Genomic DNA, 10,524 nt, shown 5'->3' on the forward strand with positions numbered 1-10,524 from the left:
ACGGTGCCTGCAGCACGATGCCGACCATGTTGTATTTCTTGCCATCGTGCTGCTGCGCGAAGCGGCGCATGGCCTCGGCGTGTTCGGGGCGCAGGCCCGGGTGTCGGAAGGCGACCACGGTGGATTCGTCCGCCATGAAGTCGGCCGTGCGGCGGATGCGGATGCCCGAACCCACCGCTTCGGCGATCTGGTCGTCGCCCAGGTACAGCGCCGCGTGGCTCACGGGCGAGACCGTCAGCGCCCGGATACCGACCGACACCACGCCATTGGTGTTCGACAGGATGATGTCGCCTGGCTTGAGGTCGGTGCTGGCGATGCGCTGGCCGCCATTGGCCGGGGTGAGCAGCAGCCGGTTCTGCAACCGCACCGGCGTCTGGCCTTCGGTGAGGGCCATCGGGTCCACCCGGCTGGCGCAGCCGGCCAGGCCGGCGATCAGGGCCATCAGCAGCAGGGCGCGGGCGATCAGCGGCATGGGGGGCTCCGGTCGGTGGACGGTCAGACGCCGCGCGCGCGGTCGCTCTTGAACTGCTGGCGGAAGGCTTCGAAGCGGCCGGCGTCCAGCGCGTTGCGCACCTCCTGCATCAGGTTCAGGTAGTAGTGCAGGTTGTGGATGGTGCTGAGCATGGGGCCCAGCATTTCGCCACAACGGTCCAGGTGGTGCAGGTAGGCGCGGCTGAAGCCGTCGCGCCCGCCGTCCGCCCAGCTCACGCCGCTCTTGCCCGCGCAGGCGTAGCAGGTGCAGGTGGCGTCCAGCGGCTGGTGGTCGGTCTTGTGGCGGGCGTTGCGGATCTTCAGGTCGCCGTAGCGGGTGAACAGCGTGCCGTTGCGCGCGTTGCGCGTGGGCATGACGCAGTCGAACATGTCCACACCGTCGGCCACGCCCTGCACCAGGTCTTCAGGTGTGCCCACGCCCATCAGGTAGCGCGGCTTGTGGGCCGGCAGCCGATGCGGCGTGTGCGCCATGATCTGCAGCATCTGTTCTTTGGGCTCTCCCACGCTCACGCCACCGATGGCGTAGCCGGGGAAGTCCATTTCGACCAGGGCCTCCAGCGACTCCTGGCGCAGGTGCTCGAACATGCCGCCCTGCACGATGCCGAACAGCGCGTTGGGGTTTTCCAGCCGCGCGAATTCGTCCTTGGATCGCACCGCCCAGCGCCGGCTCATCTCCATGCTCTTGCGCGCATCGGCCTCGGTGGTCAGGTGGCCGTTGGTCTCGTACGGCGTGCACTCGTCCAGCTGCATGACGATGTCGCTGTTGAGCCCGGTCTGGATCTGCATGCTGACCTCGGGCGACATGAACAGCTTGTCGCCGTTGACCGGGCTGGCGAAGGTCACGCCTTCTTCGGTGATCTTGCGCATGGCGCCCAGGCTCCAGACCTGGAAACCGCCCGAATCAGTGAGGATGGGCTTGTTCCACTTCTCGAAGCCGTGCAGGCCACCGAAGCTGGCCATGACTTCGCGGCCGGGCCGCATCCAGAGGTGGAAGGTGTTGCCCAGGATGATCTGGGCGCCCATGTCTTCCAGGCTGGAAGGCATGACCCCCTTGACCGTGCCGTAGGTGCCCACGGGCATGAAGATGGGGGTCTCAACCACGCCGTGGTTGAGGGTGAGGCGGCCACGGCGGGCGTGGCCTTCGGTCTTGAGAACGTCGAACTGGAGCATGGCGGCGATTGTCGCCCAGCCATGCCCACCGCGGGCTCACAGGGGGCCGGCGGCCGGCTCCAGCGCCAGGATCCACGACACCAGCTTGGCGGCGTCGGCTTCGGTGATGGCCACCTTGTTGGGCGGCATGGACAGGCCGCTGACCTTGCCCTTCCAGTGGCTTTCGTACGGGCTGGAGCCGGCCATGACGGTGGCGGTCAGCTGCTGCTGCGCGCCCTTGACGCTCTTGTATTTGGCGGACACGTCGCGCCAGGCCGGGCCGATGGGGGGCAGGCCGCCCGGGCCTTTGGCACCGGGTTCGATGTGGTGGCAGGTCATGCAGCCGGCGTTGGTGGCGAGCTGGATGGCCGCTGCGTCGTCGGCCGGTCCGGCCCAGGCGGTGGTGGCCAGCAAGGCCGAGGCGAGCAGCAGGGTGTGGCGGTTCATGGGGTGATCTCCGTGGGTTGGATTGAGGTGAATGGGCTCAGGCTAGCAGCGGCACCGGCCGCGCATTTGATCTTTGTCAAGGCGGCCGGCGCGCGTCGCAATGTGCGACAGCCGGGCCGCCGGGCGTTGCCATGCTGTGGTCAGCGCGCCGCACCGGCGACCGGCGCCAGCGGCGCCACCACCAGCACGGTGTGGTTGCGGTCTTCCACCACCCAGAGGCGGCCCAGGTGGTCCACCGCGGCGCCGGCCGGCGCGCCCAGCGGGCGCACGCCGGGACGGGCCTGCCAGCCGCTGACGAGGTCTTGCCGCGCGCCCTGCGGCGCACCGTCGGCCCCCAGCCGCCAGCCCACGATGCGCTGGCCGCCCGCGCGGTAGCCGTGCCACACGGCCAGCAGGTGGCCGCTCCACGGCGTGGCGGTTTGGCCGGCGCTGGCTGGCGGCACCGCCAGCAGCTGCAGCGGCGCCACGTGGGCCGGCCAGGCCTGGTGGGGTGCGCGCTGGGGGGCGGTGCACCGGGCGCGACCTTCGTAGCCGCGGGCCACCACGCTGCGGCCCTTGGCATCGCTCACGCAGCCGGGCCATCCGTGCTGCGAGCCGGCCACCAGTTCGTTGAGCTCTTCGGCCGGGGCCTGGGCGTCGGGGTAGTCCACCGAGTTTTCGGCCTGCCACAGCCGCTCGGTGCCGCTGGCGCCGGGCACCACCGCCAGCGCCAACGAGTTGCGCAGGCCGGTGGCATGCGGCTGCAGCGATTGCAGGGTGTGGTTCGGGCCGCCCAGCACCGCCCGGTACACCGCAGCACGTGGCCGGGGGCCGCTGGTTTCGGGGCAGGGCAGGGGTTGCCGCTGCTGGTCGTTGCGGCAGGCGTCGGTGGCCGAACCCACGTTGAGGTAGAGCGACCCGTCACGGCCAAAGGCCAGTTCCTTGAGCGGGTGGGCACCGTCGGCCGGCAGACCGGTGATGACGTCCTCGCGCCGCAGGGCATCGGCCACCGGGGTGCGCCAGACGGTGCCGGCTTCGCCCACATACACCCGGCCGTCAGGCCCGCGCGCCAGACCGTGCGGACGGTCCAGCCCGCTGGCCAGTGTGTGCAGGGTGGGCGGCTGGGTGTCGGTGCGCAGTTCCAGCAGGCGGCCGCGGCGGGGTTCCCAGCTGCCCATGTCGACGATCCAGAACCGGTGCGGTGCCACCTCCAGCAGGCGGCGCGGCATCTGCAGGCCCTGGGCGGCGGTGGCCACCAGGCCGGCGCACCAGCCGGCGGGCACGCGCAGATCGACACGGGGATGGCCCGCGCACTGGCCGCGGGTGGCGTAGGCCTGAGGCGCAGCGTGGGCGGATGACCAGGCCCCGGCCAGACCGGCCAGGGCGGCGAGGAGGGAGACCGCTCGCCGCACGGCGACGGTCAACGCACCGGGATCAGCGGGCTGGCCGCCAGCACCGGCGAGACCGATGGGGACGGCGTCTCCGATCGGTCCCAACCCCAGGCGAACAGGATGGCCAGCCCCAGGGAAAGCACCAGGGCCAGGCTCAGGCGAAGCAGCATTTCGACCACAGAAGCACCCGTTAGATGTGTTGTGCAAAGGACCGCATTTTGATCCTGGAAGCCGGACTTGCATGTAAAAAAGCAGTCAAAGGTATGCAAATGTGTGCTGCCCGCCACGCTGGCATGGTGGATCGGCCACGGTCAGGGGGCTGCCGTGCTCAGGGAACCGGTCCCGCGCCAAACCGCTGAGCCACCAGCCCGCGCAGCCACTGGTGGCCCGGATCGCGGTGCAGCTGGCCGTGCCAGAGCTGGGCGATGGTGCTCCCTGGCAGCTTGAGGGTCAGGGGCCGTGCGACCAGCCCGAACGGGCCCACCGCGTGCTGGGCAAAGCGCTCGGGCACGGTGGCCACCAGGTCGGTGCTGGCCAGCACATGGCCCAGCGCCACGTAGTGCGGCACCGTCAGTTGCACGCGCCGCTCCACGCCCAGGCGCTGCAGGGCTTCGTCGACCCGGCCGTGGCCGGTGCCAGCCGCCACCACGCGCACATGCGCGGCCTGGCGGTAGGCGGCGGCCGTGAGCTGCGGCCGGGCCGCCAGCGGGTGGCCGGCGCGCAGCAACGCCACATACCGCTGGCGGAACAGCGTCTGCTGGAAAAACCCGGCCTGCAGTTGCGGCAGCAGGCCCAGGGCCAGGTCCACCCGGCCGGCGGCCATGTCTTCGCGCAGCGTGGTGTCGGCCACCGGCACGCAGCGCAGCGTCACGCCAGGGGCGGTCTGTGCCAGCGCGTCCATCAGCACCGGCAAAAAATAGGTCTCGCCCACGTCCGTCATGGCCAGGGTGAAGCAGCGGGTGCTGCTGGCGGGGTCGAACGAGGCGCGCACGTTCAGCGCTTCGCGCAGCGTGTCCAGCGCCTGCGACACCGGCGCCGCCAGCTGCTGCGCGTAAGGCGTCGGCTCCATGCCCGCGGCCGTGCGCAGGAACAGCTCGTCGCCCAGCAGCAGGCGCAGGCGGCGCAGCGCGTTGCTCACGGCCGGCTGGCTCAGGCCCAGCTCGGTGGCCACGCGGGAGACGCGGCGCTCGCGCAGCAGCGCCTGGAACACCACCAGCAGGTTCAGATCGAGATCGGCGAGTTCCATGTCGGCATTATTTCATTGGTGAATAGCGCCTATCACCCGGATTCGGTTGCCGGATGGGCGTGTCTTCGCCACCATCTGCGGCCACAACGACAAGCATTGGAGACAACGCATGCACACAGCCACCCCGGGGCCCGATACCCTGCCGTGGGAAGGTGGCGGCACCAGCCGCATCCCCTTCGCCGTCTACACCGACGAACAACGCCACCAGCGCGAGCTCGAACGCCTTTTCTACCAAGGCCACTGGTGTTACGTCGGCCTGGAGGCTGAGATCCCGAACGCCGGCGACTTCAAGCGCACCGTGGTCGGCGAGCGCTCGGTCATCATGACCCGCGCGGCCGACGGCCAGATCCACGTGGTGGAGAACGTCTGCGCGCATCGCGGCATGCGCTTTTGCCGCAAGCGCCACGGCAACGCCACCGAGTTCGTCTGCCCCTACCACCAGTGGAGCTACCAGCCCGACGGCAGCCTGCAGGGCGTGCCGTTCCGCCGCGGTGTGCGGCAGGACGGCAAGGTCAACGGCGGCATGCCGGCCGACTTCAACCCCAAGGACCACGGCCTGACGCGGCTGAAGGTGGCCGTGCGCGGCGGCGTGGTGTTCGCATCGTTCGACCACGGGGTCGAATCGCTGGAAGACTACATGGGCCCCACCATCCTGCGGTACTTCGACCGCCTGTTCAACGGCCGACAGCTCACCATCCTGGGCTACAACCGCCAGCGCATTCCCGGCAACTGGAAACTGATGCAGGAGAACATCAAGGACCCGTACCACCCCGGCCTGCTGCACACCTGGTTCGTGACCTTCGGCCTCTGGCGCGCCGACAACAAGAGCGAGCTGCGCATGGACGCGCACCACCGCCACGCCGCCATGGTCTCCACCCGCGGCAGCATGGGCCAGGCCAGTGGCCAGGCAGCGCAGGTGACCCAGGTGTCGAGCTTCAAGGAAAGCATGCAGCTCGAAGACCCGCGCTTCCTGGACATCGTGCCCGAGCCCTGGTGGCAACTCGAAGACAAGATGCCCACAGCGGTGATGACGACCCTGTTCCCCAGCGTGATCTTCCAGCAGCAGGTGAACAGCGTGAGCACGCGCCACATCCAGCCCGACGGCCACGGTGCCTTCGACTTTGTGTGGACGCACTTCGGCTTTGCGGACGACACGCCCGAGATGACCGAGCGCCGACTGCGCCAGGCCAACCTGTTCGGCCCCGCCGGTTTTGTGAGCGCCGACGACGGCGAGGTGATCGAGTTCTCGCAGCAGGCCTTCGACAGCAAACCGCAGCACCGAGCGCTGGCCGAGCTGGGTGGGCGCGAGGTGGGCGAGACCGATCACATGGTGACCGAAACGCTGATCCGCGGCATGTACGAATACTGGCGCAAGGTGATGGAAAGCCCAGAGCCGTCCACCGCGCCGGAGGCCAAGCCATGAGCGCGCTCGTCAAGGTCGATTTCGACACCTGGCAGGCGCTGCAGCAGCTCTACAGCGACTACGCCTCGGCCGTGGACAGTGGGCAGTGGGCACTGTGGCCCGACTTCTTCACGGTGGACGGCGTCTACAAGCTGCAGCCGCGCGAGAACCATGAGCGGGGCTTTCCGCTCTCCACGCTCGCCTTCGACAGCCAGGCCATGCTGCGCGACCGGGTCTACGGCATCCAGGAGACGCTGTTCCACGACCCGTACTACCAGCGCCACGTCGTCGGTGCGCCGGTGGTGCGGCACATCGACTAACAAGGCCGCTGGCACTGCGAAGCCCACTACGCGGTGTTCCGCACCAAGCTCGATGGCCCGAGCACCGTGTTCAACGTCGGACGCTACATCGACATCGTGGTGAACACGCCCGACGGGTTCAAATTCGCCCAGCGACTTTGCATCTACGACAGCGAGATGATCCCCAACTCCATCATCTATCCGATCTGATCATGAGCAACTGGACCGACGTGGCCGCCGAGGCCGATCTGTTTGAAGGCGCCGGCATTCCGGTGGCGCCGGGCGGACGCGACATTGCGCTGTTTGCGGTGGACGGTGAGGTGTTCGCGACCGACAACCTTTGCACCCACGGCAACGCGAAGCTGTGCGACGGCTTCGTGGAAGGTCACGAGATCGAATGCCCGTTCCACCAGGGCCGCTTCGACCTGCGCACCGGCGACGCCACTTTTGCGCCCTGCACCGAGGCCATCAAGGTCTGGCCAGTGAAGGTGGAGGGAGGGCGCGTCTGGCTGGATCTCGATGGATGACCCCCACGCTCCGCCGCCGCGCGCGTCGCTGCCCCCCAAGGGGACTGGCCTTGCTAGGGGCGGCCCGTCGCTGCGGCCGTGGACCGCTCCAGCAGCATCGAGTCGCCGTAGCTGAAGAACCGGTAGCCCTGCGCCACCGCGTAGCGGTAGAGCGCCATGATGGGCTCGTAGCCCGCGAAGGCGCTGACCAGCATCATCAGCGTGCTCTTGGGCAGGTGGAAGTTGGTGATCAGCAGGTCCACCACGCGGAAGTCGAAACCCGGGGTGATGAAGATGTTGGTGTCGCCCTGCAGCTCGCCGGTCTTGGCCCAGCTCTCCAGCGTGCGCACCGTGGTCGTGCCCACCGCCACCACGCGGCCGCCGCGCGCGCGGCAGTCGGCGATGGCCTGGACGGTTTCCGGCGGGATCGCGTAGCGCTCGTGGTGCATCACGTGCTCCTCGATGCGCTCGGTCTTCATCGGGGCGAAGGTGCCGGCGCCCACGTGCAGCGTGACGTTGGCGCGCTGCACGCCGCGTGCTTCGAGCGCGGCCAGCACACCCTCGTCGAAGTGCAGCGCTGCCGTGGGCGCGGCCACCGCGCCGGGCACACGCGCGAACACGGTCTGGTAGCGGCGCTCGTCGTCGGCTTCGTCGGCGTGGGTGATGTAGGGCGGCAGCGGCACGTGGCCGTGGCGCGCCATCAGCTCGTAGGGCGTTTCACCCGCCGTGCCCTGCAGGCGCAGGCGGAACAGCTGTCCCTGCTCATCGGGCCAGCGGCCGAGGAACACGGCGTCGAAGCCGCCGCCTTTCAGCCCTCCGGCCAGGTGCAGCAGACCGCCGGGTTGCGGCTTCTTGCTCACGCGGATGTGGGCCACCACTTCCTGCCCCGAGCCGTCCAGCGCCTCGTGCGGCAGCAGCACGCGCTCGATCAGGATCTCGAACTTGCCGCCGCTGGCCTTTTCACCGAACAGGCGGGCCTTGACGACCTGGGTATCGTTGAACACCAGCAGGTCGCCGCTGCGCAGCAGGTCGGGCAGCGTGCGGAAGATGCGGTCCACCGGCTGCGGCCCGGTGCCGTCGAGCAGGCGCGAGGCGCTGCGTTCGGCCGCCGGGTGCTGGGCGATCAGGGATTCGGGGAGGGTGAAATCGAAGTCGGCAACGGTGAAGCTGCGCGCCGGAGAGGACGAAGAAGAGGTCATGCTGCTTGAGGGCCGGACAGGGCCCGTTCCAAGTGAAGGTATGGATGGAAATACAGGCAGAATTCTCCCATGCCCGACGCTGTGCCCTCTGCCGCCCCCCGCAAGGAACTCTCTGCTCCGCAGAAGGCGATGCACAAGCTCGGGCTGGTGCGCGACATCGACCTGGCGCTGCACTTGCCGCTGCGCTACGAGGATGAGACGCGGATCGTCACCCTGCGCGAGGCGCGCGATGGTCACGTGGTGCAGGTCGAAGGCACGGTCACCCAGCAGGAGATCAGCTACCGCCCGCGCCGCCAGCTGCTGGTGACGCTGGACGATGGCACCGACACCTGCACGCTGCGTTTTTTCAGCTTCTACCCGGCGCACCAGAAAACCCTGGCCGAGGGCGCGCGGGTGCGCGTGCGCGGCGAGGTGCGCGGCGGCTTCATGGGCAAGACCATGATGCATCCGTCGTTTCACGCGGCCGGTGGCGAGTTGCCCGACGCGCTGACCCCCGTCTACCCGACCAGCGCCCAGCTGCCCCAGGCCTACCTGCGCAAGGCCGTGGTGTCGGGTCTCAAGCGCGCCGACCTGAGCGAGACCCTGCCGCAGCCCATGTTGACCTCGTTGCAGGAGACCCTGCGCGGCCTGCGCGCGCCGCTGCTCTCACTGCGCCAGGCGCTGGAATACCTGCACCACCCGGGGTCGGACGTCTCGCTGGCCGCGCTGGAAGACCGCAGCCACCCGGCCTGGCAGCGCCTGAAGGCCGAGGAGCTGCTGGCCCAGCAGCTTTCGCAGCTGACCGCCAAACGCGAGCGCGACGCTTTGCGGGCCCCGACCCTGACGACCCAGGCCGGTGGCCTGCACGAACAGCTGCTGGCCACACTGCCGTTCGCGCTGACGGCGGCACAGCGCCGTGTGGGCGAAGAGATTGCGCGCGACCTGGCGCGCCAGGTGCCCATGCACCGTCTGCTGCAGGGCGATGTGGGTTCGGGCAAGACGGTGGTGGCCGCGCTGGCCGCGGCAATTGCCATGGACAGCGGCTGGCAATGCGCGCTGATGGCGCCGACCGAAATCCTGGCCGAGCAGCACTTCGCCAAACTCATCGGCTGGCTGGAGCCGCTGCTCACGCCGCTGGGCAAGCGCGTGGCCTGGCTCACCGGCAGTCAGAAAAAGAAACAGCGCACCGAAATGCTGGCCCTGATCGCCAGCGGCGAGGCCGCGCTGGTGGTGGGCACGCACGCCGTGATCCAGGACCAGGTGCAGTTCAAGAACCTGGCGCTGGCCATCATCGACGAGCAGCACCGCTTTGGCGTGGCGCAGCGGCTGGCGCTGCGCAGCAAGATGGGGGGCGCCGAGCTGGGCGCGGGCGAACCGCACCTGTTGATGATGAGCGCCACGCCGATCCCGCGCACCCTGGCCATGAGCTACTACGCCGACCTGGACGTGTCCACCATCGACGAGCTGCCGCCCGGCCGCACGCCCATCGTGACCAAGGTGGTGTCCGACAGCCGCCGCCACGAGGTGATCGAACGCATCCATGCCCAGGTGACCGAGGGCCGGCAGGTCTACTGGGTCTGCCCGCTGATCGAGGAGAGCGAGGCGATCGACCTGTCCAACGCCACCGCCACGCATGCCGAGCTGTCGCAACTGCTGCCGGGCGTGCTCGTCGGCCTGCTGCACTCGCGCATGCCGGTGGCCGATAAGAAAGCGGTGATGAGCCTGTTCAGCGGTGGGCAGATGGGCGAGCTGGTCTCGACCACGGTGATCGAGGTGGGCGTGGACGTGCCCAATGCCTCGCTGATGGTGATCGAGCACGCCGAGCGTTTTGGCCTGTCGCAGCTGCACCAGTTGCGTGGGCGGGTTGGGCGCGGCGCTGCCGCTTCGGCCTGTGTGCTCATGTACGTGCCCAACGAAAGCGGGCGCCTGGGTGAGGTCGCGCGCGAACGGCTCAAGGCCATGGCCGAGACCAACGACGGTTTCGAGATTGCCCGGCGTGACCTGGAGATCCGCGGCCCGGGCGAGTTCCTGGGCGCCCGCCAGTCCGGCGCGGCGCTGCTGCGTTTTGCCGATCTGGCCACCGACACCCACCTGCTGGAATGGGCGCGCACCGCAGCCGCCGAGATGCTGACCCGTTTCCCCGAAGCCGCCGAGCGGCATGTGGCCCGCTGGCTCGGCACCAAGGCGGAGTATTTGAAGGCGTAGGTGAGGTTCCCCCCCGCGCCGCCTGCGGCGTCACCCCCCCCAGGGGGCGGCACTGGCGGCCTGGCAAAGCCAGTTCCGCGGTGCCCTGGAACAACAACCCTTCCGGCGAACGTGTCTGGTTCGAGGATGTGGTGGAACCGGCTCTGCCGGGCCACACGCATCGCCCCCTGAGGGGGTGACGCCGCAGGCCGCGCGGGGGGCACCCTCACCTACGCCTTCAAATACTCCGC

At 69.2% G+C, this 10,524-nt stretch carries 10 protein-coding genes and 1 pseudogene; 4 read left to right on the forward strand and 7 right to left on the reverse strand.

Going from position 1 to position 10,524, the window contains the following annotated elements; translation table 11 throughout:
- The 6 genes from ACR2JA_RS18400 to ACR2JA_RS18425 all read right to left on the reverse strand — a co-directional run.
- On the reverse strand, positions 1–472 hold a 472-nt coding region (locus ACR2JA_RS18400), incomplete at its 3' end, for a YiiX/YebB-like N1pC/P60 family cysteine hydrolase (protein WP_434010517.1).
- Between the two features lie 23 nt (positions 473–495).
- Positions 496–1,662, reverse strand: a complete 1,167-nt coding sequence (gene tgt / locus ACR2JA_RS18405) for a tRNA guanosine(34) transglycosylase Tgt (protein WP_434010518.1) — start codon at positions 1,660–1,662, stop codon at positions 496–498.
- 36 nt (positions 1,663–1,698) lie between these two features.
- Positions 1,699–2,088, reverse strand: coding sequence for a c-type cytochrome (locus ACR2JA_RS18410; RefSeq protein WP_434010519.1), 390 nt, complete (start codon positions 2,086–2,088; stop codon positions 1,699–1,701).
- A gap of 140 nt (positions 2,089–2,228) precedes the next feature.
- Entirely contained in the window at positions 2,229–3,491 is a 1,263-nt protein-coding gene (locus ACR2JA_RS18415) for a PQQ-dependent sugar dehydrogenase (RefSeq protein ID WP_434010520.1), read from the reverse strand.
- Entirely contained in the window at positions 3,488–3,628 is a 141-nt protein-coding gene (locus ACR2JA_RS18420; RefSeq protein ID WP_434010521.1) for a hypothetical protein, read from the reverse strand. The genes ACR2JA_RS18415 and ACR2JA_RS18420 overlap by 4 nt, the downstream gene beginning before the upstream one ends.
- Before the next feature lie 158 nt (positions 3,629–3,786).
- Complete coding sequence (locus ACR2JA_RS18425; protein ID WP_434010522.1) at positions 3,787–4,704, reverse strand: LysR family transcriptional regulator; 918 nt, start codon at positions 4,702–4,704, stop codon at positions 3,787–3,789.
- A 109-nt stretch (positions 4,705–4,813) separates the two neighbouring features.
- On the opposite strand from ACR2JA_RS18425, the gene ACR2JA_RS18430 reads away from it, so the two are divergent.
- The 3 genes and pseudogenes from ACR2JA_RS18430 to ACR2JA_RS18440 all read left to right on the forward strand — a co-directional run bounded on the left by ACR2JA_RS18430 (position 4,814) and on the right by ACR2JA_RS18440 (position 6,932).
- A complete protein-coding gene (locus ACR2JA_RS18430; RefSeq protein WP_434010523.1) occupies positions 4,814–6,127 on the forward strand; it encodes an aromatic ring-hydroxylating dioxygenase subunit alpha in 1,314 nt (437 codons plus the stop codon).
- A pseudogene (locus ACR2JA_RS18435) lies at positions 6,124–6,615 on the forward strand (aromatic-ring-hydroxylating dioxygenase subunit beta). The gene ACR2JA_RS18430 and the pseudogene ACR2JA_RS18435 overlap by 4 nt, the downstream one beginning before the upstream one ends.
- 2 nt (positions 6,616–6,617) lie before the next feature.
- A complete protein-coding gene (locus ACR2JA_RS18440; protein WP_434010524.1) occupies positions 6,618–6,932 on the forward strand; it encodes a non-heme iron oxygenase ferredoxin subunit in 315 nt (104 codons plus the stop codon).
- A gap of 53 nt (positions 6,933–6,985) precedes the next feature.
- Here the strand turns inward: ACR2JA_RS18440 and queA are convergent, their stop codons facing one another.
- Positions 6,986–8,110 (reverse strand): tRNA preQ1(34) S-adenosylmethionine ribosyltransferase-isomerase QueA, encoded by a 1,125-nt coding sequence (gene queA / locus ACR2JA_RS18445; RefSeq protein ID WP_434010525.1) that lies wholly within the window; start codon positions 8,108–8,110, stop codon positions 6,986–6,988.
- Positions 8,111–8,179: 69 nt separating this feature from the next.
- Here queA and recG point away from each other — a divergent pair, with 69 nt between their 5' ends.
- Positions 8,180–10,294: an ATP-dependent DNA helicase RecG gene (recG, locus tag ACR2JA_RS18450; RefSeq protein WP_434010526.1), complete on the forward strand. Its 2,115-nt coding sequence runs from the start codon at positions 8,180–8,182 to the stop codon at positions 10,292–10,294.
- Positions 10,295–10,524 lie beyond the last annotated feature (230 nt).

This window comes from Hydrogenophaga sp., assembly GCF_051007235.1.
Taxonomy (GTDB): Bacteria; Pseudomonadota; Gammaproteobacteria; order Burkholderiales; family Burkholderiaceae_C; genus Hydrogenophaga.

Coding starts and splice junctions, on each gene's coding strand:
- tgt (WP_434010518.1), bottom strand. CDS start 1,662: ATGCTCCAGTTCGACGTTCTCAAGACCGAAGGCCACGCCCGCCGTGGC.
- ACR2JA_RS18410 (WP_434010519.1), bottom strand. CDS start 2,088: ATGAACCGCCACACCCTGCTGCTCGCCTCGGCCTTGCTGGCCACCACC.
- ACR2JA_RS18420 (WP_434010521.1), bottom strand. CDS start 3,628: ATGCTGCTTCGCCTGAGCCTGGCCCTGGTGCTTTCCCTGGGGCTGGCC.
- ACR2JA_RS18425 (WP_434010522.1), bottom strand. CDS start 4,704: ATGGAACTCGCCGATCTCGATCTGAACCTGCTGGTGGTGTTCCAGGCG.
- ACR2JA_RS18430 (WP_434010523.1), top strand. CDS start 4,814: ATGCACACAGCCACCCCGGGGCCCGATACCCTGCCGTGGGAAGGTGGC.
- ACR2JA_RS18440 (WP_434010524.1), top strand. CDS start 6,618: ATGAGCAACTGGACCGACGTGGCCGCCGAGGCCGATCTGTTTGAAGGC.
- queA (WP_434010525.1), bottom strand. CDS start 8,110: ATGACCTCTTCTTCGTCCTCTCCGGCGCGCAGCTTCACCGTTGCCGAC.
- recG (WP_434010526.1), top strand. CDS start 8,180: ATGCCCGACGCTGTGCCCTCTGCCGCCCCCCGCAAGGAACTCTCTGCT.